Here is a 26,048-nt window from a genome sequence, read left to right on the forward strand (position 1 = left end):
GGCAACTGCGCGCTATTTTGTTGCGGTGAACGGGACTCGATGAAGCTCAAAGATCTAGCCGGTATCCTGCCAGTCGAAGGAACAGCTTCCGCCGATCTGGAGGTTACCGGCATCTCGTCGGATTCCCGCCAGGTAAAACCCGGCGTCGTCTTTTTCGCGCTCGCCGGAACCAAGGCCGATGGCGCGAGCTACGCCGCCGATGCGGCCCGGCGTGGCGCTGCCGCGATCGTCGCGGACAAAGCCCTTGCCGATCTGCCGGTTCCGGTGCTGGCGGTCGATGATCCGCGCCTGGCACTGGCGTTGAGTGCCGCCCGCTATTTCGGCAGACAGCCGCAAACCATGGTCGCCGTGACCGGTACCAGCGGCAAGACGTCGGTCGCCGCCTTCACCAGGCAGATATGGGAGCAGGCGGGATACGCAGCCGCCTCGATCGGTACCACCGGCGTGGTCGCGCCCGGCCGCAACGAATATGGTTCGCTGACGACACCCGATCCGGTCGCCCTGCACCAGTTGCTGAGGGAATTGGCCGTTGCCGGCGTCACCCACGCCTCGATGGAGGCCTCCAGCCACGGGCTCGACCAGCGCCGCCTCGACGGTGTGAAGCTCTCGGCTGGCGGCTTCACCAATCTCGGCCGCGACCACATGGATTACCATCCGACGATCGAGGATTATCATCGCGCCAAATTGCGCCTGTTCGATACGCTGCTGCCGAAGGGTGCACCCGCCGTCGTCTTCGCCGACGACCCGTGGTCGGAACCGACGATAAAGGCGGCGCGGACCGCCGGGCTCGACGTCCTGACGGTCGGCCGCCATGGCGACTTCCTCAGGCTGAAGCGGGTCGAGCACGAGCGTCATCGCCAGCGCGCCGAGGTCGAGGCCAACGGTGTGATCCACGAGATCGACCTGCCGCTCGCCGGCGATTTCCAGATCGCGAATGCGCTGGTTTCGGCGGGGCTTGCCATTTCCACCGGAACACCTGTCGCCAAGGCCTTGGCTGCATTGGAGAAATTGAAAGGCGCACCGGGCCGGCTCGACCTGGTCGGAACCACGGCGAGCGGCGCGCCGGTCTATGTCGATTACGCCCACAAGCCCGATGCGCTGGAGAATGTTCTGGCCTCGGTGCGTCCGTTCACCACCGGGCGCGTGATTGTCGTGTTCGGCTGCGGCGGCGACCGTGACCGGGGGAAGCGAGCGATCATGGGCGAGATCGCGACACGTCTTGCCGATGTCGTCATCGTCACCGACGACAATCCGCGCTCCGAGGCGCCCGAAACCATCCGCGCCGCCATTCTTGCCGCCGCGCCCGGCGCCATCGAGATCGGCGACCGGCGCAAGGCAATCCACGAGGCTGTCGGCATGCTGCATGCCGGCGACACGCTGATAGTCGCCGGCAAGGGCCATGAGGAAGGCCAGACGATCGGCTCGGAAACCCTGCATTTCTCCGATCACGAGGAAGTGCGCACCGCGCTCACGGAGCGTGCCGCATGAGTTTGCTGTGGACTTCGGAAGCGCTGGTTGCCGCCACGGACGGGCGGCCGCTCGGCCCGATGCCCGAAGGCATATCGGGCATTTCGATCGACAGCCGCAGCCTGCAGCCGGGCGAGGCTTTCTTCGCCATCAAGGGCGAGGCGATGGACGGCCATGACTTCGTCACCGCGGCCATCAAGGCCGGCGCCGGCGTGCTGGTGGTGGCGGAAGGCAAGCTGCCGTCTCTCGGTAGGTTGACCGCGCCGATCGTCGTCGTCGAGGATGTGCTGGTTGCGCTGGAGAAGCTCGGTGTCGCGGCGCGCGCCCGCTCGCAGGCCAAGATCATCGCGGTGACCGGCTCCGCGGGCAAGACCACGACCAAGGAGGCGCTTCGCCACGTGCTTTCGGCCGTCGGCAAGGTGCATGCCTCGGCGCAGTCCTTCAACAACCATTGGGGCGTGCCGCTGACGCTGGCGCGCATGGCGGCCGATTGCGACTATGCCGTGTTCGAGATCGGCATGAACCATCCCGACGAGATCCGGCCGCTGGTGAAGATAGTGCGGCCGCATGTCGCCATCGTCACCATGATCGCGGCCGCGCACCTTGGCTTCTTTCGCAACCTGGACGAGATCGCCAAGGCCAAAGCCGAGATTTTCGAAGGGCTGGAGCCTGATGGCGCCGCGGTGCTCAACCGCGACGACGCGCGTTTCAAGCTGCTGGACAAGATGGCACAGGCTGCCGGCGTCGATCATGTCTATGGCTTCGGCGAGAATGCGCGCTCGACCTTCAAGCTGGTCAAGTGCGAGTTGCATGCCGATCATTCCGACATCGCCGCCAGGATCGGCGGTCACGATATGATCGCTCGTATCGGAGCTCCCGGCCGGCACATGGTGCAGAACGTGTTGGCGGTGCTTGGTGCCGCGCATCTGGTCGGCGCCGATCTCGACAAGGTGGCATTGGCGCTGGCCGATCTGTCGGCCGAGCGCGGGCGCGGCAAACGCCATGTGCTGCGGCACCCCGGTGGCTCGACTTCGAGCCAAGCCGGTGGCTCGATCACGCTGATCGACGAAAGCTACAACGCCAATCCGGCCTCGATGGCGGCCGCCATGGCGCTGCTCAACGCGACGCCGGTGACGGGCGAGGGCCGACGCATCGCCGTGCTTGGCGACATGCTCGAACTCGGCGACCATTCGGCCAAGCTGCATGCCGCTCTTGCCGATCTCATCGTCGGCACGGGCACGCGGACAGTCTTTCTAGGCGGGCCGGAAATGCGGGCGCTGGCGGAAGCGCTGCCGGGCGACATCAGCACGGAATACCGCGCCGGCGTCGAGGAGTTGAAGCCGGTGCTGCTCGCCGCGCTGAAGCCGGGCGACGTGGTGATGATCAAATCGTCGAAGGGCATCGGTTTTGCAAAACTGGTCGATGCGCTGCTGGGCAAATTCCCGGCCGAGACGACAACAAGCAACCAGACCTAGTCGGGGACGAAAAGCGCATGTTCACACTGCTGGTCGATTTCGCGGACAAGGTCTCCGTCTTCAACGTCTTCCGCTACATCACGTTCCGCACCGGCGGGGCGCTGATCACCTCGGCGCTGATCGTTTTCATCTTCGGGCCGACCATCATCAATTCGCTGCGGCTCAGGCAAGGCAAGGGCCAACCGATCCGCGCCGACGGGCCGCAGACGCATTTCAAGAAGGCGGGCACGCCGACGATGGGCGGACTGATGATCCTGTCCGGCATCATCGGCTCGTCGCTTTTATGGGCGAACCTGTCGAGCATCTATGTCTGGGTGGTGCTTTTGGTGACAATCGGCTTCGGTTCGATCGGCTTTTATGACGACTATCTGAAGGTGACCAAGCAGTCGCATCTCGGCTTCTCCGGCAAGGCGCGGCTTGCGTTGGAATTCGTTATCGCCGGCATCGCCGCCTGGGTGATCATGCACAATGGCCAGGCGCCGTTCTCGTCGTCGCTGACATTCCCCTTCGCCAAGGAATTCATCATCAACCTCGGCTGGTTCTTCGTTCCGTTCTCCTGCTTCGTCATCGTCGGTGCCGGCAATGCGGTGAACCTGACCGACGGCCTCGACGGCCTGGCGATCGTGCCGATCATGATCGCGGCGGCATCCTTCGGCGTCATCGCCTATCTCTCTGGCAATGCGGTGTTCGCCGAATACCTGCAGATCCATTTCGTGCCCGGCACAGGTGAACTGGCGGTCGTGCTTGGCGCGGTCATCGGCGCCGGCCTCGGCTTCCTCTGGTTCAACGCGCCGCCGGCGGCGATCTTCATGGGCGACACCGGGTCACTGGCCATGGGCGGCCTGATCGGCACGGTCGCGGTAGCCACCAAGCACGAGATCGTGCTGGTCATCGTCGGTGGCCTGTTCGTGGTCGAGATCTTCTCGGTCATCATCCAGGTCGGCTACTTCAAGATGACCGGAAAGCGCGTTTTCCTGATGGCGCCGATCCATCATCATTTCGAAAAGCTCGGCTGGACCGAAAGCCAGGTGGTGATCCGCTTCTGGATCATCGCCGTCATCCTGGCGCTGGTCGGCCTCTCCACCCTCAAACTCAGATAGGCCGCCATTTGATCCCCGCCGCATCCTTCGCAGGCAAGCGTGTTTCGCTCTTCGGGCTCGGCGGCTCGGGGATCGCCACGGCGCGCGCGCTGATCGAGGGCGGCGCCGAGGTGCTGGCCTGGGACGACAATCCCGACAGCGTCGCCAAGGCGGCCGCCACCGGCATCGCCACCGGCGATCTGCGTGGCGCCGACTGGGCCGGCTTTTCCGCCTTCGTGCTGTCGCCCGGCGTGCCGCTGACCCATCCCAAGCCGCACTGGACAGTGGAACTGGCGCGTGGGGCGGGCGTCGAGGTCATCGGCGATATCGAGCTGTTCTGCAGGGAGCGGTCGCAGCGTGCGCCGGATGCTCCCTTCATCGCCATCACCGGCACCAACGGCAAGTCGACGACGACCGCGCTGACGGCGCATATTCTTCAAGCCTCCGGGCGCGACACGCAGATGGGCGGCAATATCGGCCGCGCGGTGATGACGCTCGATCCGCCGAAGCCTGACCGGCATTATGTGGTCGAGTGCTCGTCCTACCAGATCGACCTTGCGCCCTCGATCAATCCGACGGCCGGTATCCTGCTCAATTTGACGCCCGACCATCTCGACCGCCACGGCACCATGCAGCACTACGCTTCGATCAAGGAGCGGCTGGTGGCGGGCAGCGACACGGCGATCATCGGCATCGACGATTCCTGGTGCGCGCAGATCGCCGAGCGGCTGGAGCGGGCGGGGCGGCAGGTCATCCGCATTTCCAAGCGCCTGCCGCTGACCGACGGCTATTTCGCCGACGGCACAAATCTGATGGAGGCGGTGCATGGCCGCTACAGCCGCGTCGCCTTTCTCGAAGGCATCGGCTCGCTGCGCGGCCAGCACAATGCGCAGAACGCGCTGGCCGCCGTCGCCGCCTGCCTCAAGGTCGGGCTCGACCTTGGCGAGATACAGTCCGGACTGGAAAGCTTCCCGGGTCTCGCCCATCGCATGGAGCAGGTCGGACGCAAGGACCATGTGCTGTTCGTCAACGATTCCAAGGCGACCAATGCCGATGCCGCGGCACCCGCGCTGTCCAGCTTCAGCCGCATCTACTGGATCGCCGGCGGCCTGCCCAAGGAAGGCGGCATCGAGCCGCTGCGCGGCTTCTTCCCGCGCATCGCCAAGGCTTATCTGATCGGCGAGGCGGCACCCGCTTTTTCGGCGACGCTGGGTGAGGCCGTGCCCTACGAGATTTCGGGCACGTTGGCGGCCGCCATCGAGCATGCCGCGCATGACGCGGCCAAAGACGACGGCGGCGAGGCCGTGGTGCTGTTGTCGCCGGCCTGCGCCAGTTTCGACCAGTTCAAGAATTTCGAGGTCCGTGGCGAAGCCTTCAGGCAAGCTGCGAGCGCTATAGATGGTGTCAAACCCATCGGAGGGGCACGATAATGCAGAGCCGTCTCGATAAAAGTCCGGTCGCAACCTGGTGGTGGACCATCGACCGCTGGTTCCTGGCGGCGTTCCTGTCGCTTATGGGGCTCGGCATCGTGTTGTCCTTCGCGGCAAGCCCCGCGGTCGCCGAACGCATCGGCCTCGACAGTTTCCATTTCGCCACCCGGCAGATCATCTTCACCGTCCCGGCACTCGGCGTGATGCTGGCGGTCTCCTTCCTCGATTCCAGGCAGATCCGGCGCATGTCGCTGATCATGCTGTGCCTCATGCTGGTGCTGATGGTGGCGGTGCTCTATGTCGGCGTCGAGGTGAAGGGCGCGCGCCGCTGGGTGTCGCTCGCCGGCCTGTCGATCCAGCCTTCGGAATTCCTCAAACCGGCCTTCGTCATCATGTGCGCGTGGCTGTTCGCCGAACACAAGCGCCAGCCCGACATTCCCGGCAATCTGTTCGCCATGCTGCTGCTGGTGCTGGTCGTGTCGTTGCTGGTGGCGCAGCCGGACCTCGGCCAGACCATGCTGACCACCGGCACCTGGGGCATCATGTTCTTCATGGCGGGGCTACCTTGGCTTTGGATCATCGTGCTGGGCGCCGCCGGCGTCGGCGGCGTCTTCGCCGCCTATACGGTGTTTCCGCATGTCGCGCTGCGTATCGACAAGTTCCTTACCGGCGAAGGCGACACGTTCCAGGTCGACATGGGCCGCGATGCGCTGATCAATGGCGGGTGGTTCGGCGTCGGGCCGGGCGAGGGCACGGTCAAGCGGGTCATCCCCGACAGCCATGCCGACTTCGTCTTCTCGGTCGCGGGCGAGGAGTTCGGGCTGATCATGTGCTTCTTCATCATGTCGATCTTCGCCTTCATCGTGCTGCGCGGCCTCAATAGTGCGCTGAAGGAGCATGATGACTTCACCCGTTATGCGGTCGGCGGTCTCGTCACCGTGTTCGGCCTTCAGGCCGTCATCAACATGTGCGTCAACCTGCAGCTGGTGCCGGCCAAGGGCATGACACTGCCCTTCATCTCCTATGGCGGCTCCTCGCAGATCGCCATCGCCATCTCGATGGGGATGGTGCTGGCGCTGACGCGCAAGCGGCCGGAAAAGCGCAAGCAGATGGGCTTTACCCTGCCGCAGCGCGCCATGCCGGCGGAGTGACATGGCCAGAGGCGTTATCCTTCTCGCGGCGGGTGGAACCGGCGGACATCTGTTTCCAGCCGAAGCGCTGGCGCATGAACTGATCGAGCGCGGCTGGGCGGTGCATCTGGCGACCGACACCCGGGCCGAGCGGTTTGCCGCCCATTTCCCGGCGGCGGCCGTCCATCCGATCCAGTCGGCGACGTTGGGCTCGAAAAATCCTTTCGCCCTGCTTGGCGCCTTCTGGAAAATCTGGAGCGGCGTGCGTCAGGCCTCCGCCATCATCGGCAGGATCAAGCCGGAGGCCGTCGTGGGCTTTGGCGGCTATCCGACCTTGCCGCCCCTCTACGCGGCGACGCGGCGCAAGGTGCCGACGCTGATCCATGAGCAGAACGCGGTGATGGGGCGCGCCAACCGGGCTTTGGCCGGCCGTGTCGATGCCATTGCCGGCGGCTTCCTGCCGCAGGATGAGAGTGCGGCCGGCGCCAAGACGGTGACGACCGGCAATCCGGTCAGGCCGGCTGTGCTCGAAGCAGCCAGGACACCTTACGTGGCTTCAACCGGGGATGAGCCTTTCCGCCTGCTGGTGTTCGGCGGCAGCCAGGGGGCGCAATTCTTTTCCGATGCGATGCCGGGGGCAGTCGCGCTGCTTTCCGATGCACAGCGCAGACGCCTTGTCATTACCCAACAAGCTCGTGCGGACGACGTGGCGCGGGTGAAGGCGGCCTATGCCGCGCTCGGCGTCGCCGTCGAGGTCTCGCCGTTTTTTACCGACATGGCGGCGCGCATAGCGGCGGCGCATCTGGTGATCTCGCGTTCCGGCGCCTCGACCGTGTCGGAGATCGCCGTCATCGGCCGGCCGGCGCTGCTGGTGCCCTATCCCTTCGCGCTCGACCACGACCAGGCGGCGAATGCAGCAGCGCTTGCCGCCGCCGGCGGCGGCGAAGTGCATGTGCAATCGTCGCTCTCGCCCGAGCGTATCGCGGCACTGCTCGGCACCCTGATGGACCAGCCGGAGCGGCTCGCGACGATGGCCGCAGCGGCCAAATCGGTCGGCAGGCCCGACGCGGCACGGTTGCTCGCCGACCTCACAGAGGCTATTGCGTCCCGCAAAACAGTATCGGATTTCAGGAAGAGGACGCACCCATGAAGATGCCGCAGACCATTGGCCTCGTGCATTTCATCGGCATTGGCGGCATCGGCATGAGCGGCATCGCCGAGGTGCTGCACAATCTCGGTTACAAGGTGCAAGGGTCCGACCAGGCCGACAGCGCCAATGTGCAGCGGCTGCGCGACAAGGGCATCGAATGCTTCGTCGGCCACAAGGCCGAGAATCTCGGTGACGCCGAGGTCATCGTCGTCTCGACGGCGATCAAGAAGTCGAATCCGGAACTGAAGGCAGCACGTGAAAAGCTGTTGCCGATCGTGCGCCGCGCCGAGATGCTGGCCGAGTTGATGCGTTTCCGTCAGGCTGTCGCCATCGGCGGCACGCATGGCAAGACGACGACGACCTCGATGGTGGCGGCGCTGCTGGAAGCTGGTGGGCTCGACCCGACCGTCATCAATGGCGGCATCATCAATGCTTATGGCACCAATGCGCGCATGGGCGACGGCGAGTGGATGGTGGTCGAAGCCGACGAAAGCGATGGCACCTTCCTCAAGTTGCCGGCAGAGATCGCCGTCGTCACCAACATCGATCCCGAGCATCTCGATCATTATGGCAACTTCGACAATGTGCGTGAGGCGTTCCGCCAGTTCGTCGAGAACGTGCCTTTCTATGGCTTCGGCGTGATGTGCACGGATCACCCGGAAGTGCAGGCGCTGGTCGGGCGCATCGAAGACCGGCGCGTCATCACCTACGGCGAGAACGCACAGGCCGATGTGCGCTTCACCAACCATCGCATGGCGGGTGCGACCTCGGAGTTCGATGTGATGATCCGCGACCGCAAGGGGCGCGGCCAGACGACGATAGCGGGCCTGCGCCTGCCGATGCCTGGCCACCACAATGTGTCCAACGCGACGGCCGCGATCGCGGTCGCGCACGAACTCGGCCTATCGGCCGAGGCGATCAGGAAGGGCCTGTCGTCCTTCGCCGGTGTCAAACGCCGCTTCACCCACACCGGTTCCTGGAACGGCGTCGACGTGTTCGACGACTACGGCCACCACCCGGTCGAGATCTCGGCGGTGCTGAAGGCGGCGCGCAGCGCCACCAATGGGCGTGTCATCGCCATTGCCCAGCCGCACCGCTTCACCAGGCTGCACGATCTGTTCAACGAGTTCTCCACCTGTTTCAACGATGCCGACACGGTGATGGTCGCCCCGGTCTACGCCGCCGGCGAAGAGCCGATCGACGGCGTGACCTCGGATGCGCTGGTGTCGCGCATCCGCGCCGGCGGCCATCGCGATGCCCGCTATATCGAAGGGCCGGCCGATATCGCGCCTGTCATCCGCGACATCGCCAAGCCCGGCGACTTCGTCGTCTTCCTGGGCGCCGGCAATATCACCCAATGGGCCTATGCGCTGCCGAAGGAGCTCGCCGCCTCATGATGAACGGCCAGGCCCTGATCGACAGACTTGGCGACCGGCTGGCCGGCCTGCGCGGCCGGATCACGCCGAATGCCGAGATGGACAAGATCACCTGGTTCCGGGCAGGCGGCCTTGCCGAGGCGCTGTTCCAGCCGGCCGACGAGGAGGACCTTACCGCGTTCCTCAAGGCGGTTCCCGAAGAGATCCCCCTGACGATTGTCGGCGTCGGCTCGAACCTTCTGGTCCGCGACGGCGGCATTCCGGGTTTCGTCGTCAGGCTTTCCGCCAAGGGCTTTGGCGAGGCCGAAGTCGTTTCCCCGATCAGGATCAAGGCCGGTGCCGCCACGCCCGACAAGCGTGTGGCGGCGGTGGCGCTGGAGGCCGGCATTGGCGGCTTCCATTTCTACCACGGCATTCCAGGCGCCGTCGGCGGCGCGCTCAGGATGAACGCCGGCGCCAATGGCGTCGAGACGCGCGAGCGCGTCGTCGAGGTGCGGGCGCTCGACCGCGCGGGCAATGCCCAGACGTTGAGCAATGCCGAAATGGGCTATGCCTACCGCCATTCGGCGGCACCGTCCGGGCTGATCTTCACCTCGGCTGTGTTTGAAGGCTTTGCCGAGGACAAAGCGGCGATCAAGACGGCGATGGACGCGGTGCAGAACCACCGCGAAACCGTGCAGCCGATCCGCGAGAAGACAGGCGGCTCGACTTTCAAGAATCCCGAAGGCACCTCGGCCTGGAAGGAAATCGACAAGGCGGGTTGCCGCGGCCTGATGATCGGCGGCGCGCAGATGTCGCCGATGCATTGCAACTTCATGATCAACACCGGAACCGCGACCGGCTACGACCTCGAATATCTCGGCGAGACGGTACGCGCGCGGGTGCTCGAGCATTCCGGCATCCGCTTGCAGTGGGAGATCAAGCGCATCGGCAATTTCCGCTCCGGACATGCCGTGCAGGAGTTCCTCGGCCAGCTCCTTTAGCGCATCTTGAAGTTCACGTGATGCGTGAACTTCAACAGGATCGAAATGCCGTGAAACCGTTGCTCCGGGGACTCGGCGACACGGTTTTCGCATCCATTTTCTCAGAAAGTGAATCTCTCGGAATCATAAGTACTTGCCAGTGAATCAACTCTCTGATTCTCTGCCCTAAAGCGTTTCCTGATTTGAGTCGTTCGACGCGTTACTCGCGTTTTCCGTCTGGGGGGCAACCTGCCGGGAGACTCGGACTCAATGTTGCGGAAATCTTGGATTTTGGTCCGCGGTGAGAGGGGATGACGGGGAATGAAGAGCAAGCATGTGGCCGTATTGCTGGGAGGTTTCTCGTCCGAGCGGCCCGTGTCTTTGTCTTCCGGAAAGGCCTGTGCCGATGCGCTGGAGCAGGAAGGGTACCAGGTCAGCCGCGTCGATGTCGGGCGCGATGTCGGCTCGGTGCTTGCCGAGCTTAAGCCCGACGTCGCCTTCAATGCGCTGCATGGACCCTTTGGCGAGGACGGTACCATTCAGGGCATCCTCGAATATCTCGGCATTCGCTACACCCATTCCGGCGTGCTCGCCTCGGCGCTCGCCATGAACAAGGAGCAGGCGAAGAGGATCGTCAAACCGGTCGGCGTTCCCGTTGCCGAATCGAAGGTCACCAATCGCTTCTCCATCCAGAACAAGCACCCGATGAAGCCGCCCTACGTGGTCAAGCCGGTCAGCGAAGGATCGAGCTTTGGCGTCGTCATCGTGTCGGAGGGGCAGTCGCATCCACCGCAGGTGATCGGGTCATCCGAGTGGAAATATGGCGATATCGTCATGGTCGAGCGCTACATCCATGGGCGCGAGCTGACCTGCGCCGTCATGGGCGACGTGGCGCTTGGCGTCTGCGAGATCATCCCGACGGGCCATTCCTTCTACGACTACGATTCAAAATATGTCGCGGGCGGATCAAAACACGAATGCCCCGCAAAAGTTTCACCGAATATTTACCAAAAAATACAGACACTGGCGCTCAAGGCTCACCAAGCTGTCGGCTGTCGGGGCGTTTCCCGGTCGGACTTCCGTTATGACGATCGTCACTCCGAAAATGGCGAGGTTGTATGGCTCGAGGTCAACACTCAGCCGGGCATGACGCCGACGTCTCTGGTGCCTGAAATTGCCGCCCATGCCGGGCATTCGTTTGGTGAATTGTTGAGTTGGATGGTGGAGGACGCTTCGTGTCTGCGTTGAAATGGGGACAGGGCAAGGTGAGGGGCGCGGCCGGGCCGTCGCTGTTCGGCCTGCCATTGTCGTTGGACCATTTCGTCCTGCCGCGCGTGCTTCGCCGCCCCGTGCGCATCCTGACGCGCCTGGGCGACGGTGAATTCCAGGCGCCGCGATTCTCCTCCGCGATCATGTCGGCGGTGCTGCTGGCCTCGAGCGGGGCCTATGGCGCCTACCTTGGCGGTCATGCCGACGGCATCATTCAAAGCATCACCGCCCGCACCGGCTTTGCCGTCGATCAGGTCAAGGTGGTCGGCAATCGTCAGACTTCGGAGATCGACATTCTCGACAGGCTCGAACTCGATGGCTGGACGTCGCTGATCGGCTTCGATGCCGAGGCCGCGCGCGAACGCATCGCGACCCTGCCGTGGATCCAGGTCGCCGCGGTGCGCAAGGTCTATCCGCACACGCTGGAAGTGCGTGTCGAGGAGCGTGCGGCCTTCGCGCTCTGGCAGCAGGGCAATGATCTCTCGGTCATCGAAAAGAATGGCGCTGTCATCGCGCCATTCTCGGGCGGCAAGCAGGTGCTCCTGCCCCTGTTGATCGGCGCCGGCGCGCCCGCGAAGGCGCCCGATTTCCTGGCCAGGGTCGAACAATATCCCGACCTCGCCAGCCGCATCAAAGGCTATGTCCGTGTCGGCGAGCGGCGCTGGGACCTGAAGCTGGACAACGGCATCACCATCAAACTGCCCGAGGACGGCGAGGACCAGGCGCTCGCCGAACTCGTCAAGCTGGACCATGACAAGGGGCTGTTGTCGCGCGACATCGCCGCCGTCGACATGCGCCTGACGGACCGGCTGGTCGTGGAGCTGACGCCGCAGGCGGCAACACAGCGCGAGGCCGCGCTCAACGAGAAACCAAAGACCCTCAAGCACAAGCCGGAGACGAAGATATGAGCTGGCTTGGCGGTTCTGGCGATGCCTCGTCGCGCCGGTCGGGCACCCTGACGGTGCTGGATGTCGGCTCGAACAAGGTCTGCTGCATGGTGGCCAAGCTCAAGCCGTGCGATGACGGGAAACTGTTGCGTGGCCGCTCGCACCGGGTCCAGGTGATCGGCATCGGACACCAGAAATCGCAAGGCGTGAAGTCGGGCGTCGTCGTCGATCTCGATCGCGCCGAGCATGCCATCCGCCTCTCCGTCGATGCCGCCGAGCGCATGGCTGGGCTGACGGTCGACTCGCTGATCGTCAACATGACCGCCGGACGGCTGAAGAGTGAAGCCTTTTCGGCCACCATCAACCTTGGCGGCCACGAGGCCGACGAGGCCGACATCAAGCGCGTGCTCGGCGCCGGCGCCAAGCAGGCGCTCAAGTCCGAACGCGAGGTGATTCATTCGCTGCCTGTCGGCTTTTCGCTGGACGCCGAGCGCGGCGTGCGCGATCCGCGCGGCATGGTCGGCGATACGCTTGGCGTCGACATGCATGTGCTGACCGGTGATGCGGCACCGATGCGCAATTTGGAGCTCTCCATCAACCGTTCGCACCTGTCGGTCGAGCGCATGGTGGCGACGCCTTATGCCAGCGGGCTGGCGGCACTCGTCGACGACGAGCTGGAACTCGGAGCCGCCTGCATCGACATGGGCGGCGGCACGACGACGATCTCGGTGTTTTCGGAAGGCAAGTTCGTTCATGGCGATGCCATCGCCATCGGTGGCAACCATGTGACGCTCGACATGGCCAAGGGGCTCTCGACATCGCTCGATGCGGCCGAGCGGCTGAAGGTGATGCACGGCTCGGCGCTGCCGGGCAGCGCCGACGATCGTGACCTGATCTCGATCCAGCCGATCGGCGACGATGGCGACGTGCCGCTGCAGGTTCCGCGTTCGGTGATGACGCGCATCGTGCGCGCACGCATCGACGAAACGCTCGAACTCCTGCGCGACCGGCTCAACAAATCCGGTTACGGCAATGCGGTCGGCAAGCGCGTCGTGCTCACCGGCGGCGCCAGCCAATTGGCCGGCCTGCCCGAGGCGGCACGCCGCATCCTGGGGCGCAATGTGCGCATCGGTCGCCCGCTCGGCGTGGCGGGCCTGCCCGAAGCGGCGAAAGGGCCGGCTTTCTCGGCTGCGGTCGGGCTTCTGATCTATCCGCAGATGGCGAGCTTCGAGAGCCATCCGGCGAAAGGCATTTCCGGTCTCAGGATGACCGGAACGGGCGGAAAACTGCATCGCATGAGTCAGTGGTTGAGAGACAGTTTCTAATTGACGGGGACAGCCCCATAGGCGGCCGCGGCGGCGAAGCGGCGTGAAAGGCAAAGGACGGAGACAATGACCATCAATCTGCAGAAGCCGGACATCACCGAGCTTAAGCCGCGCATCACCGTGTTCGGTGTCGGTGGCGGCGGCGGCAATGCCGTCAACAACATGATCACCGCGGGTCTGCGCGGTGTCGAGTTCGTTGTCGCCAACACCGATGCGCAAGCGCTGACCATGTCGAAGGCAGACCGGCTGATCCAGCTCGGCGCGCATGTCACCGAGGGGCTCGGTGCCGGCTCGCAGCCGGAAGTCGGCCGCGCGGCGGCGGAAGAGTGCATCGACGAGATCATCGACCATCTCACCAACACCCATATGTGCTTCGTCACCGCCGGCATGGGCGGCGGCACCGGCACGGGTGCGGCTCCGGTTGTTGCGCGCGCAGCCCGTGAGAAGGGCATTCTCACCGTCGGCGTCGTCACCAAGCCGTTCCACTTCGAGGGCCAGCGCCGCATGAAGACGGCCGACTTCGGCATCGAGGAACTGCAGAAATGCGTCGACACCTTGATCGTCATCCCGAACCAGAACCTGTTCCGGCTAGCCAATGACAAGACCACCTTCGCCGACGCCTTCGCGATGGCCGACCAGGTGCTCTACTCCGGTGTCGCCTGCATCACCGACCTGATGGTCAAGGAAGGTCTGATCAACCTCGACTTCGCCGACGTGCGTTCGGTGATGCGCGAGATGGGCAAGGCGATGATGGGCACGGGCGAGGCTTCGGGCGAAGGTCGTGCGATGGCCGCCGCGGAAGCCGCGATCGCCAATCCGCTGCTCGACGAAACCTCGATGAAGGGCGCCAAGGGCCTGCTGATCTCGATCACCGGCGGCCGCGACCTGACCCTGTTCGAAGTCGACGAAGCGGCGACCCGCATCCGCGAGGAAGTCGACCAGGACGCCAACATCATCCTGGGCGCCACTTTCGACGAGGAACTCGAAGGCGTCATCCGCGTCTCGGTGGTCGCCACCGGCATCGACAAGTCGGCCGCTGAAATCGCCGCCGCGCCGATCTCGATCCGTGCCGCTCCGCCGAAGCCGGCTGCCCGGCCGGCCGTCGCCGCGGTGGAAAGCCGCCCGGCGCCGGTCCAGCACACGGTGTATGAGCCACGCGCCGCCGATCCGGTTGCCGAAGCCATCCAGTTGGCCGAAGCGAATGCCGCGGCCATGGCGCAGGCTCGTCCGGCTCCGGTCGCCCATGCGGACGATTTCCGCCCGCAGAGCAAGATCTTCCAGGCGCCACCCGCACAGCCGCAGCCGATGGTGCAGCCTGCTGTCCAGCAGATGATGCAGCCGGCCCCGCAGCCGCGCGAAATCCTGCGTGAGGTTCAGCAACCGGTCGCGATGGCGCCGCAACGCATGCCGCGCGTCGAGGACTTTCCGCCGGTCGTGAAGGCCGAGGTCGACGCCAAGAGCCGTCCGGCCGATCATGAGAACAGCGGGCCGATGGGTCTACTGAAGCGCCTGACCAATGGCCTGACCCGTCGCGAAGAAGAGCCTGCACGGCTGCAGCCGGCGCAGCCGCGCGAGCCCAAGCTGCGCCAGGCCGCACCGGAAGTGCGCCGCCTCGCCAGCCAGGATGCGCAGCTCTACGCGCCGCGCCGCGGCCAGCTGGACGATCAGGGCCGCCTGACGCCGCAGACCAGGGCGACTCAGGACGACGATCAGTTGGAGATTCCGGCGTTCCTGCGCCGCCAGGCCAACTGAGCCGTTAACGGACTGTAACAATTGTTAACAGGCAGGCGAGAAATTGCTTGCCTGTTAACGTTTAAAACGCCGCATAATCAATCAGTTACGGTGCCGTACATGTTCCAGTTCGCGGTTACAAAGAGTAAGAAACCGTGATTTGGAGTCTCTCTGCCGGGACATTATCTTCGCTGCCTACCATAGTCGGTTGGCCGGGATTTCGGGGGAGGTCGCCCAGTCAGCCGATTTAACAAGAGCCGCGCCCTCGGGCTGGAGAAGCGGACCTAGGCATTACGGGCTCATGGGGATTGTCTTGCACGACCACCAGACGACAGTGAAGACGCGCGCGTCGCTTACAGGCACCGGCGTTCACAGCGGCAAAGAAGTTTCCATCAGTTTCCTGCCCGCGGATGCCGACACAGGCATCGTGTTCCAGCTCCTCAATGGAGATGGGCAGGGCCGTGAGTTCCGCGCCCTGTTTTCAGAGATCGGCGCCACCGACCTTTGCACTATGCTCGGCGATCCCTCGGGCGAGCACATCGCGACAGTCGAGCACATCATGGCCGCCCTGTTCGGGCTCGGCATCGACAATGTCATCATCGAGATCGACGGCCACGAGGTCCCAATCCTCGACGGCAGCGCCATGGCATTCGTCGAAGCCATCGACCAGGCCGGCATCGAGGTGTTGGCCGTCAAGCGCCGCTATATCAGGGTGGTCAAGCCGGTCCGCATCGAGAACGGGGCTTCCTGGGCCGAGTTCAGGCCCTATGAAGGGACCCGTTTCGAGGTCGAGATCGATTTCGAAAGCCCGGCTATCGGTCGTCAGCTCTTCGCATCGGACATCAATGCCGATATTTTCCGCCGCGACATCGCCCGCGCCCGCACGTTCGGCTTCATGAAGGACGTGGAACGGCTGTGGGCCGCCGGCTATGCGCTGGGATCCTCGCTGGAAAATTCCCTGGTGATCGGTGACGACAATCGTGTCATCAATATGGGCGGCCTGCGCTATCCCAACGAATTCGTGCGCCACAAGACGCTCGACGCCATGGGCGACCTGGCGCTGGCCGGCGCGCGCTTCATCGGCTGTTTTCGCTCCTATCGCGGCGGCCACAGGCTGAACGCCGCTGCGCTGCGGCGCCTGCTGTCGGATCGCACGGCCTTCGAGATCGTCGAGACGACACGCCGCGAGCGTGGCCGGGGCGCCGAAATGAACGCCGTCAACGCGCCGCTCTATGCGCCCTGGATGATCTGATTTCCTTTATCTTTTTCGGATTCCATGGCGGCGTGGGTGTTGCATGAATGCATCATCCATCAGCGAAATTGCATAGATTGATACGCTGCGGTCCGCCGCCACAAAAATGTGCGATTGGCTGGACATAGCGTTGCCGGGCAAGGCGGTTATGGTTTATGGCTGCTGCCGTCGATCAGTGCATGTCGCTCAAAAGTGGGGACCAGTTTTGGGACAACAGCATGCAAGAGGCATTGAAATAACGCCGAAAGGGCGCAATCCAATCATGTTCTTCAAGCGAGTCGGTCAATCGAAAGCGCCGCAGCGGTCCGTTTTCCTGGCGCTTTCGGTGGTTGTTCCATCGCTCTTTCTGTCGGCCTGCATGTCGTCGGAGAAAGATATCGACCTGTCGACCTATGTCGACCAGACCGAGCCGGCCGACGTGCTCTACAATCAGGGTCTCGCCAACATGAATGCGGGACGCCTGGACGAGGCGAGCAAGAAGTTCGACGCCGTCGACCGCCAGCATCCCTATTCGGAATGGGCCCGCAAATCGATGGTGATGGGTGCGTTCGCCGACTATCGGAAGGGCAGTTACGACGACGCGATCCAGTCGGCAAAGCGGTACCTGGCGCTTTATCCGTCCACGGATGACGCGCCCTATGCCCAGTACATCATTGGTCTCAGCTACTATCGCCAGATCAAGGACGTGACGCAGGACCAGAAGGAAGCACGCCAGACCCTGCAGACGATGCAGGACCTGGTGACGCGCTGGCCGACGTCGGAATATGTCGACGACGCCAAGGAAAAGATCCGCTTCGCCAACGACCAGCTCGCCGGCAAGGAGATGCAGATCGGCCGCTATTATCTGGAGCGCCGCGAATACATCGCCGCCGTCAAGCGCTTCCGCACCGTGGTCGAAAACTATTCCAACACGCGCCATGTCGAGGAAGCGCTCGCCCGCCTCACCGAAAGCTATTACGCGTTGGGCTTGACCTCGGAGGCCCAGACGGCCGCCGCGGTGCTCGGTACCAACTATCCCGACAGCTCTTGGTACAAGGATTCCTACAAGCTGCTGCAGAGCAACGGGCTGGCCCCGCGCGAAAATGCCGGATCGTGGATATCCAAGGCCGGGAAGCTGATCACCGGCGCGTGACCGCAGAGCTCCGAGCGCAGCGCGCTTTTTCGGATTGATCCGAAGCCCAAACAAAAAGATAGTGCGGCGCTGCGACTCCACCTGTCGGCGCCGCCTTTAATCTCTTTGTTCTCGTGCCTGTCGTTATCCCGAGACCGGGTCCACTTTCGGGCGGCATGCAATAGGTCCGGTTTCTCATGCTTTCCAGACTGTCGATCCGAGATATCGTCCTGATCGAAAAGCTGGACATCGACTTCCAGCCGGGTCTTTCCGTGCTGACCGGCGAAACCGGCGCCGGAAAATCCATTCTGCTCGATGCCCTGTCGCTGGCGCTCGGCGCGCGCGGCGATGCCTCGCTGGTGCGCCATGGCGCATCGCAGGGCCAGGTCATCGCCGTGTTCGATGTTCCGCGCAACCATCCGGTGCGCGCGCTGCTTGCCGAAAATGCCATCGAGGACGATGGAGACATCATCCTGCGCCGCGTGCAGACAGCGGACGGCCGCACCCGTGTGTTCGTCAACGACCAGCCGTCCTCCGTGACGCTGATGCGCGATGTCGGCCGCGCGCTGGTCGAGATCCATGGCCAGCATGATGAACGCGCTTTGGTCGATCCCGGCGCGCACCGCGACGTGCTCGATGCTTTCGGCGGCCATCTGGGCGCCGTCCGCTCGACCGGCGAGGCATGGCGGCACTGGCGCGCCTGCGAGCAGGAGCTGACGCGCCATCGCGCCAAGGTGGCCGCCGCCGCACGCGAGGCCGACTATCTGCGCGCCGCGGTTGCCGAACTGACCAAGCTCGACCCGCAGCCCGGCGAGGAAACCGAACTTGCCGAGCTGCGCGCCCACATGATGCGCGCCGAGAAGATCGCTTCCGAAATCCATGATGCGCAGGATGTGCTGTCGGGCCCGTCGTCGCCCTTGCCGCAACTGGCAAGTTTGCTGAGGCGGCTGCAGCGCAAGGCAACGGAGGCGCCCGGCCTGCTCGAGGACGTGGTCAAGTCGCTGGATGAAGCGATGCTGTCGCTCGACGCGGCGCAGTCCGGCGTCGAGGCCGCATTGCGTGCCACCGAATATGACCCGCAACGGCTGGAAAAAGCCGAGGAACGGCTGTTTTCGCTGCGCGCGGCCTCGCGCAAGCACAGCGTCGCCGTCGACGATCTGGCGCAGCTGCGCGACACGATGGTTGCCGATCTCGCCGATCTCGATGCGGGCGAGGAGCGCCTGCATGGACTGGAAAAGCAGGCGGCCGCCGCGCGCGAAACCTATGACATCGCCGCCGCACAGTTGTCCTCGCTTCGCCATGGCGCGGCGGTCGGTCTGACCAAGGCGGTGATGGCGGAATTGCCGGCGCTGAAGCTCGAACGCGCGGCCTTCATCGTCGAGATGAAGAGCGAGGCCGAGGCCCGCATGGAAGAGGGCATCGACCAGATCGAGTTCTGGGTGCGCACCAATCCTGGCACGCGGCCCGGCCCGATGATGAAGGTCGCGTCCGGCGGCGAGCTGTCACGCTTCCTGCTGGCACTGAAAGTGGCGCTTGCCGATCGTGGTTCGGCGCCGACACTGGTTTTCGACGAAATCGACACCGGCGTGGGCGGCGCGGTGGCCGACGCCATTGGCCAGCGGTTGGCGCGGCTGTCGAAGCGCGTCCAGGTGCTTTCGGTCACGCATGCGCCGCAAGTGGCGGCGCGCGCGGCGACACATTTCCTGATCTCCAAATCGGGCAGCACCGACCGTGTCGCGACCGGCATTGCCGAGATGGACAGGACCGCGCGGCAGGAGGAGATCGCCCGCATGCTGGCTGGGGCGACGATCACCGACGAGGCGCGCGCCGCCGCCGAGCGGCTGCTGCGCGAGAATACAAACGCGGCATGAGACTATCCGGCGTCATGGGGCGAGTCAGGATATGGCTCCATCCTGCTGTTCATGAATGATCTTTTCCGAAAACCGGTTCCCACCTTTCGGGATCATGCTCTATGGTGACGCGCCACCGTTCAGGGACAAAAAAATGGCCGAAAAACCCGTTGATGCGCTCAGCGAAAGCGAGGCCGAAGCCGAACTTCAGTGGTTGGCCGAGGAGATCGCCGCTCATGACCGGCGCTACCATGCCGAGGACGCACCCATGATCACGGACGCGGAGTATGACGCGTTGCGGCGGCGCAATCTCGCCATCGAGGAGCGCTTTCCCGGCCTGGTGCGCGAGGATTCGCCCTCGCTCAGGGTGGGTGCCGCACCGGCGGAAGGTTTCACCAAGGTGCGCCATGCCGTGCCGATGCTGAGCCTCGCCAAGGCCTATACCGACGCTGACGTTGCCGATTTCATCGAGCGTGGCCGGCGCTTCTTCGACCGCGACAAGGACCTCGACATCGCTTTCACCGCCGAGCCGAAGATCGATGGCCTGTCGGCTTCGCTGCGTTACGAAAAGGGCGTGTTCATGCAAGGTGCGACGCGCGGCGACGGCGCCGTCGGCGAGGACATCACCGCCAATTTGAGGACAATCGCCGACATTCCCGCGAAGCTCAAGGGATCAGGCTGGCCTGAAACCATCGAGATTCGCGGCGAGGTCTACATGACCTATGCGGAATTCGAGGCACTCAAGGCGCGCTCGGCGGCTGTCGGCGGCCAGGATTACGTCAATCCGCGCAACACGGCGGCCGGGTCGCTGCGCCAGAAGGATCCCTCCGTCACCGCCAGCCGCAATCTCAAATTCTTTGCCTATGCCTGGGGTTATACGACGGCCGATCCAGCACCAACGCAGTACGAATCAGTGCGGAAATTCGCCGATTGGGGATTCAAGATCAGCCCGCTGATGGTGCGCGCGAAGTCGGTCGAGGAACTGGTCGCGCATTATCACCGGATCGAGGAGCAGCGCTCGTCGCTCGGCTATGACATAGACGGCGTCGTCTACAAGGTCGATCAACTGGAGCTGCAGCGCCGCTGGGGCTTCGTCACCGGCGAGCCGCGCTGGGCCGTCGCGCACAAATTCCCTGCCGAACAGGCAATGACGACCGTGCAGAGGATCGACATCCAGGTCGGCCGGACCGGCACGCTGGCGCCGGTCGCGCGGCTTGCGCCGGTGACGGTCGGCGGCGTCGTGGTGGAAAACGTCACGCTGCACAATGAGGACTATATCAAGGGCCTGGACAGCACCGGGCAGCCGATACGCGACGGTATCGACGTGCGCATCGGCGACACGGTCGTGATCCAGCGGGCAGGGGATGTCATCCCGCAGATCGTCAGCGTCGTCATCGACAAGCGCCCGCCCGATGCCGCGCCGTACGAATTCCCGCACACCTGCCCGATCTGCGGCTCGCCGGCGACGCGCGAGATCAACGAGAAGACCGGCAAGGAGGATTCGCGCCGCCGTTGTACCGGCGAGCTGATCTGCCCGGCGCAGGCCGTGGAAGGGCTGCGCCACTTCGTGTCGCGTGGCGCCCTGGACATCGAAGGCCTCGGCGCGGAAAACATCGATACTTTCTTCAATGCCGGGTTGATCAAGACAGCCGCCGACATCTTCACGCTCAGGGACCGCCGCCCCGCCGTGACCAGGGCGCTGGCCGAGCGGCGCGAGGAGCAGGCCAGGCAGCGCGAGGCGGCGTCCGGCAAGGCCCGCAAAAATGTGCGCAGCGTCGAGGACCGCAATTATGAGGGTCTCGACAAGCTGTTTTCGGCCATCGATTCGCGCCGCGCGCCGGAGCTCGACCGCTTCATTTTCGCGCTCGGCATCCGCCATATCGGCGAAACCACGGCCGCCGTGTTGGCCCGCACGTTCTCTACCATCGAGGAGCTTATCCGCGTCGGCAAGGAGACGGCGGCGGCGGAGGATCCGCATGCCGTCTTCCCATCGATCAACGGCATTGGCGACACGGTGATCGATGCGCTTCGCGATTTCTTCGGCAATGAGCGCAATGACGACGTGCTCGACAAGCTGCTGGAGCAGGTCAAACCGAAGCCGTACATCGTCACCGTCTCGGCCGACAGCGAGGTCGCCGGCAAGACGATCGTCTTTACCGGTTCGCTGGAAAAGATGACACGCTCCGAAGCCAAGGCAATGGCCGAACGTCTCGGCGCCAAGGTGGCCGGCTCGGTTTCGGCCAAGACCGATCTTGTGGTTGCGGGGCCGGGTGCGGGCTCCAAGCTCAAGCTTGCCAGTGAACTGGGCGTCGAAGTCATCGACGAGGACAGCTGGCTGCAGCGGGTCGGCAAGTCGTGACGGGCGAAGCGTTCAAAGGGTTCGGCCCCAAGGCCATTCCGTTCCTGAAGGCATTGGATTTCCACCAGAGCCGCGAGTGGTTCCTGGAGAATCGCGACTTGTTCGAAAAGGAATTGCGCGACCCACTGGGCGATCTCGTCGAGACGCTGACGCATCGTTTTACCGAGGCGGGCCTCGGCCTGCGCGGCGATCGCAAGAAGTCGCTGTTCCGCATCAACCGCGATGTGCGCTTCGCCAAGGACAAGCGACCCTACAACCGGCATCTGTCGGCTATCCTGTCGCCGGACGGCACCAAGATGGAGCAGGGTGTGTTCTTCGTCCATATCGGGCTCGAGCGCTGCTTTGCCGGCGTCGCCTGGTGGCAGCCGGCGCCGGAACTGCTGACGGCCATGCGCAAGGCCATCACGAGCCATCCCGAAGCGTTTCGCGCCGTGGTGGCGGCGCTGAGGAAGAATGGCCTCGAACTCGATGCCGAAGGCGGCATGAAACGAACGCCGCGCGGCTTCGAAGAGGTCGCCGACAAGGACCTCGTCGCCGCCATCCGCAACCGGCATTTCGCCGTCCGCCACGCGATCGATCCGGCTGGTATCCACGGGCCAGAACTGGTCGAGGAACTTGTCGATTTCACCATGCGCGCCAAGCCGCTGCTCGATTGGGGCAGGGCGATCGAGGGCAAGACCGAGAAACAATGAGCTTCCACGCAAGCGTCGCGACGATCATTTCCGCTGATCGTTTGGCTCAACCGAATTCGTGTGACACGGCAAACCATGCCACCTAAATACCGCCACTCCCTTTGTTGTCGTGCATGTCGTTGTCCCAAAACCGCTACTCAGTTTTGGGCGACATGCATCAGGAGTGGCCGATGGCGACGGACGTGATTTCAGAGAGCGGCGGCAAAAGCGACTTCTGGCAGGGCGTGCGGCTCTCCATCCCGGTCGTGGTGGCATCGGCGCCGTTCGCGGTGCTGTTCGGCGCGCTCGCCGTCGACAACGGCTTCTCGGTCCTCGAAGCCTTCCTGATGAGCGCGCTGGTCTATGGTGGCGCCAGCCAGATGGTCGGCATCCAGCTGTTCGGCCAGCATGTCGCGCCGTGGTTGGTCGTGTTGTCGATCTTCGCCGTCAATTTCCGCCATGTGCTCTATTCCGCCGGCATCGGCCGGCGCATCGCGCACTGGCCCGTCATTCAGCAGGCACTCGGCTATTTCATCCTCACCGATCCGCAATTCGCGGTCGCCGAGGCACGGGCGCAATCCGGTCAGACCGTGGGCTTCGCCTGGTATCTGGGGCTTGGCCTGCCGGTCTATCTGTTCTGGATCGTTGAAAGCGGGCTCGGCGCGCTGTTCGGCAAGCTCATCCCCGACACCCATGCGCTGGGCATCGATTTCCTGCTGCCGATCTATTTCCTCGGCCTCGTGATGGGGTTCCGCAAGCGGCCGCTGTGGCTGCCGGTGGTCGTCGCCAGTGCCTGCGCCTCGATCGTCGCCTACAAGGCGGTGGGCTCGCCCTGGCACGTGTCGATCGGCGCCGTTGCCGGCGTGCTGCTCGCCGTCATCCTGCCGCCGCACCACAGCGGCGTGGAGACAAGGCCATGAGCACCACATTCTGGATCATCATCGCCGGCGCGATCGCCACCTATCTCACGCGCATCGGCGGGCATCTGGTCATCTCCCGCTTCGAGAACATCCATCCGCGCGTGGAAGCCGGCCTCAATGCCGTGCCGGCTGCGGTGCTGACGACGCTGGTGGCGCCGGAACTGCTGAATGCAGGACCGGCGGAGTGGGTGGCTCTGGTGGTCACGGCCGCGGTTTCGCTGCGCGGCGGGCTGATGGCGATGTTTCTGGCAGGCGCTGCGGTTCTGATCCTGGCGCGGCAGTTCGCGGGGTAGGCGCGATCGGTTTGAATCGTCAGCGCCGCCCCTCATCGCCCTGCCGGGCACTTCTCCCCGTATAGTGACGGGGAGAAGGATGCTGTCATCGACGGTTTCGCCAATCATCAACGTTTCAGGAAAGAACGGGGAGGCTGCAGCCAGCCCCTTCTCCCCGTCACTATACGGGGAGAAGATGCCGGCAGGCAGATGAGGGGCAGCGCCAGCCTTGCAAGCTGAATATCGACCGCCTCAAATCTTCGCGTCGTGCGGCAGCGGTGCCGTCGCCTTTTCCAGCCAGGCCAGCGTTTCGCCGTCGAGCATCGGTCCGATCTCGGCCATCACGCGGGCGTGGTAGGTGTCGAGCCAGTGCAGTTCGTCACGCGTCAGCAAGTCGGTGCGCACCAGCCTGACGTCGATCGGCGCCAGCGTCAGCGTCTCGAAACCGTGCATGGCGATGTCGCCGCCCTCGATCTGTTCGGCCGGCGTCACCAGGATGAGGTTCTCGATGCGGATGCCGTAGGCGCCTTCCTTGTAGTAGCCGGGCTCATTCGACAGCATCATGCCTTCGAGCAGCTTTTCGGTGCCGGTGCGGGCGATGCGCTGCGGACCCTCATGCACGGCCAGATACGAGCCGACGCCGTGGCCTGTGCCATGGGCGAAGTCGCAGCCATGCTTCCACAACGCCATGCGGGCAACCGCATCGATTTCCGAGCCGCGTGTGCCGGCGGGGAAGCGCAGCGTCGAAATGCCGATCATGCCTTTCAGCACCAGCGTGTAGCGTTCGCGCATCTCTTCGGTCGGCTGGCCGATCGGCACGGTGCGGGTGATGTCTGTCGTGCCGTCCTGGTATTGCGCGCCGGAATCGAGCAGGAACAGTTCGCCGGCCTGCAGCTTGCGGCTGGTGGCGCGCGAGACGCGGTAATGCATGATGGCGCCGTTCGGCCCGGCGCCGGAAATGGTGTCGAAAGAGACGTCGCGCAGCGGCATCTGGGTTTCCTCGCCGGTCTGCCGGCGCGTCTCTTCGAGCCTGGTGACAACCGCGATCTCGTCGAGGGAGCCGGGTTTCTGGCGCTCCAGCCAGCACAAAAGCTTCGCCACCGCCGCGCCGTCGCGGCGATGCGCGGCGCGCGAGCCGTTGATCTCGGCAGGGTTTTTGGTGGCGCGCGGGATGCGGGCAGGATCGGGCGCGGCAATCACCGTGCCGCCATTGTCCTCGACCAGCATGCGCAGCCGGTCGGCCGCCAGCACCGGATCGAGCGCGATTTTCGCGCCGCTTTTCGCAAGCGCCACGATCGCGGCTTCGAATTCGCCGGGCTCATGCGGATCGGCAAGCTGGGTGAGGTAGGCCGCGACCTGACGCGAGAACTTGCGCCGATCCATGAACAGCTGGTGCGATCCGTCGGCGGCGAGGATGGCGAAGCCGAGCGCCAGCGGCGTGTGCGGCACGTCGCCGCCACGAATGTTGAAGGCCCAGGCGATCGAGGAGGGGTCGGTCAGCACGGCATGGGTGGCGCCGTCCTTGCCGATTGCCGTTGCCAGCCGCGCCAGCTTGTCCTTGGCGATCTCGCCGGCAAAGCCGATCGGATGCAGCTCGACCGGGGTCACGGGTGCGGCGGGCTGATCCTTCCAGATGATGTCGATCGGGTTCCTGTCGAGCGGCACGAGCACCGCGCCGTTCTTGTCGGCGGAGGCCTGCAGCGCCTTGACCTCGCCGATCGTGTGCAGCCAGGGATCGAAACCCAGCCGCGCCCCTTTGCCGATGTTATCCCTGAGCCAGACAGCGGGCGGGTTGTCGACCAGGCTCTCGATCGAGAAGATGCCGAGGTCGACTTCGCCCCGCACCTGCAGCGTGTAGCGCCCGTCGACGAAGACGAAGGCGCGGTCGCGCAGCACGACGGCGACGCCGGCCGAGCCGCTGAAGCCAGTCAACCATTTCAGCCGGGCCGAACGATCGGCGACATATTCGCCCTGGTGTTCGTCGGCGCGCGGAACGATGAAGCCATCGAGGCCATTGTCGCCGAGCCATTGGCGCAGCAGCGCCACGCGCGGCTTGCCGACCGCCGGGTCGCCCGCGGAATCGAAGGACTGGAACATGGTGGGTCTCCTGGTATTCGCGCGACCGTAACCTATGGGGCTGTAAATCGGAATCGATTTCCAGCCGGCGCAAACTGCTACAGCGTCGCCCGGCTGACAACCGATCGCGCTTGGTCCAGCCATGCCGGAAGGCTGAGGCGAGCGGACGATCTGACCGAGGTCGGATTCCGTGCCAAGCTGGTGCTAGAAGTCATTTTCTCGACGTCAGAAGCGCTCATGTCCATAGCCAATCGGC

The 26,048-nt window shown here is 64.4% G+C and carries 20 protein-coding genes; 19 read left to right on the forward strand and 1 reads right to left on the reverse strand.

Going from position 1 to position 26,048, the window contains the following annotated elements; all coding sequences use genetic code 11:
• Positions 1-39 precede the first annotated feature (39 nt).
• The 19 genes from LB536_RS11685 (at position 40) to LB536_RS11775 (ending at position 23,737) form a co-directional block, all read left to right on the forward strand.
• Positions 40-1,488: a UDP-N-acetylmuramoyl-L-alanyl-D-glutamate--2,6-diaminopimelate ligase gene (locus LB536_RS11685; RefSeq protein ID WP_224592150.1), complete on the forward strand. Its 1,449-nt coding sequence runs from the start codon at positions 40-42 to the stop codon at positions 1,486-1,488.
• Positions 1,485-2,942 (forward strand): UDP-N-acetylmuramoylalanyl-D-glutamyl-2,6-diaminopimelate--D-alanyl-D-alanine ligase, encoded by a 1,458-nt coding sequence (locus LB536_RS11690; RefSeq protein ID WP_224592153.1) that lies wholly within the window; start codon positions 1,485-1,487, stop codon positions 2,940-2,942. Before LB536_RS11685 ends, LB536_RS11690 begins: the two co-directional genes overlap by 4 nt.
• Positions 2,943-2,959: 17 nt before the next feature.
• Entirely contained in the window at positions 2,960-4,042 is a 1,083-nt protein-coding gene (gene mraY / locus LB536_RS11695; protein WP_140758159.1) for a phospho-N-acetylmuramoyl-pentapeptide-transferase, read from the forward strand.
• A gap of 8 nt (positions 4,043-4,050) precedes the next feature.
• On the forward strand, positions 4,051-5,451 hold the full coding sequence (gene murD, locus LB536_RS11700; protein ID WP_224592157.1) for a UDP-N-acetylmuramoyl-L-alanine--D-glutamate ligase: 1,401 nt from the start codon (positions 4,051-4,053) through the stop codon (positions 5,449-5,451).
• Positions 5,451-6,602, forward strand: coding sequence for a putative lipid II flippase FtsW (ftsW, locus tag LB536_RS11705; RefSeq protein ID WP_140812646.1), 1,152 nt, complete (start codon positions 5,451-5,453; stop codon positions 6,600-6,602). Before murD ends, ftsW begins: the two co-directional genes overlap by 1 nt.
• 1 nt (position 6,603) lies before the next feature.
• On the forward strand, positions 6,604-7,731 hold the full coding sequence (gene murG, locus LB536_RS11710; protein WP_224592160.1) for an undecaprenyldiphospho-muramoylpentapeptide beta-N-acetylglucosaminyltransferase: 1,128 nt from the start codon (positions 6,604-6,606) through the stop codon (positions 7,729-7,731).
• The gene (murC, locus tag LB536_RS11715) at positions 7,728-9,128 is read left to right on the forward strand and encodes a UDP-N-acetylmuramate--L-alanine ligase (protein WP_140758156.1); all 1,401 of its coding nucleotides are present in this window, start codon (positions 7,728-7,730) and stop codon (positions 9,126-9,128) included. Before murG ends, murC begins: the two co-directional genes overlap by 4 nt.
• A complete protein-coding gene (murB, locus tag LB536_RS11720) occupies positions 9,125-10,090 on the forward strand; it encodes a UDP-N-acetylmuramate dehydrogenase (RefSeq protein ID WP_224592162.1) in 966 nt (321 codons plus the stop codon). Before murC ends, murB begins: the two co-directional genes overlap by 4 nt.
• Before the next feature lie 300 nt (positions 10,091-10,390).
• The gene (locus tag LB536_RS11725; protein WP_140812642.1) at positions 10,391-11,317 is read left to right on the forward strand and encodes a D-alanine--D-alanine ligase; all 927 of its coding nucleotides are present in this window, start codon (positions 10,391-10,393) and stop codon (positions 11,315-11,317) included.
• A complete protein-coding gene (locus LB536_RS11730; RefSeq protein ID WP_224592165.1) occupies positions 11,305-12,246 on the forward strand; it encodes a cell division protein FtsQ/DivIB in 942 nt (313 codons plus the stop codon). The genes LB536_RS11725 and LB536_RS11730 overlap by 13 nt, the downstream gene beginning before the upstream one ends.
• The gene (ftsA, locus tag LB536_RS11735) at positions 12,243-13,550 is read left to right on the forward strand and encodes a cell division protein FtsA (RefSeq protein WP_224592167.1); all 1,308 of its coding nucleotides are present in this window, start codon (positions 12,243-12,245) and stop codon (positions 13,548-13,550) included. The genes LB536_RS11730 and ftsA overlap by 4 nt, the downstream gene beginning before the upstream one ends.
• Positions 13,551-13,616: 66 nt before the next feature.
• On the forward strand, positions 13,617-15,302 hold the full coding sequence (ftsZ, locus tag LB536_RS11740) for a cell division protein FtsZ (RefSeq protein ID WP_140758151.1): 1,686 nt from the start codon (positions 13,617-13,619) through the stop codon (positions 15,300-15,302).
• 280 nt (positions 15,303-15,582) lie between these two features.
• A complete protein-coding gene (lpxC, locus tag LB536_RS11745) occupies positions 15,583-16,533 on the forward strand; it encodes a UDP-3-O-acyl-N-acetylglucosamine deacetylase (protein WP_224592206.1) in 951 nt (316 codons plus the stop codon).
• A 262-nt stretch (positions 16,534-16,795) separates the two neighbouring features.
• Positions 16,796-17,665 carry an outer membrane protein assembly factor BamD gene (locus LB536_RS11750; RefSeq protein ID WP_140812637.1) on the forward strand — a complete coding sequence of 290 codons (870 nt, stop codon included), beginning with the start codon at positions 16,796-16,798 and terminating at the stop codon, positions 17,663-17,665.
• A gap of 176 nt (positions 17,666-17,841) precedes the next feature.
• Complete coding sequence (gene recN / locus LB536_RS11755) at positions 17,842-19,515, forward strand: DNA repair protein RecN (RefSeq protein ID WP_140812636.1); 1,674 nt, start codon at positions 17,842-17,844, stop codon at positions 19,513-19,515.
• 133 nt (positions 19,516-19,648) lie between these two features.
• On the forward strand, positions 19,649-21,853 hold the full coding sequence (ligA, locus tag LB536_RS11760) for an NAD-dependent DNA ligase LigA (RefSeq protein ID WP_224592209.1): 2,205 nt from the start codon (positions 19,649-19,651) through the stop codon (positions 21,851-21,853).
• Positions 21,850-22,545: a DUF2461 domain-containing protein gene (locus LB536_RS11765; RefSeq protein ID WP_140812634.1), complete on the forward strand. Its 696-nt coding sequence runs from the start codon at positions 21,850-21,852 to the stop codon at positions 22,543-22,545. Before ligA ends, LB536_RS11765 begins: the two co-directional genes overlap by 4 nt.
• Positions 22,546-22,715: 170 nt before the next feature.
• Positions 22,716-23,444 (forward strand): AzlC family ABC transporter permease, encoded by a 729-nt coding sequence (locus tag LB536_RS11770; protein ID WP_224592211.1) that lies wholly within the window; start codon positions 22,716-22,718, stop codon positions 23,442-23,444.
• Positions 23,441-23,737 carry an AzlD family protein gene (locus tag LB536_RS11775; RefSeq protein WP_224592213.1) on the forward strand — a complete coding sequence of 99 codons (297 nt, stop codon included), beginning with the start codon at positions 23,441-23,443 and terminating at the stop codon, positions 23,735-23,737. The genes LB536_RS11770 and LB536_RS11775 overlap by 4 nt, the downstream gene beginning before the upstream one ends.
• A 231-nt stretch (positions 23,738-23,968) precedes the next feature.
• Here LB536_RS11775 and LB536_RS11780 read toward each other — a convergent pair whose 3' ends face one another.
• Positions 23,969-25,813 (reverse strand): aminopeptidase P family protein, encoded by a 1,845-nt coding sequence (locus LB536_RS11780; protein ID WP_224592218.1) that lies wholly within the window; start codon positions 25,811-25,813, stop codon positions 23,969-23,971.
• Positions 25,814-26,048: the final 235 nt, after the last annotated feature.

It is taken from the genome of Mesorhizobium sp. ES1-3 (assembly GCF_020164795.1).
Lineage (GTDB): Bacteria > Pseudomonadota > Alphaproteobacteria > Rhizobiales > Rhizobiaceae > Mesorhizobium.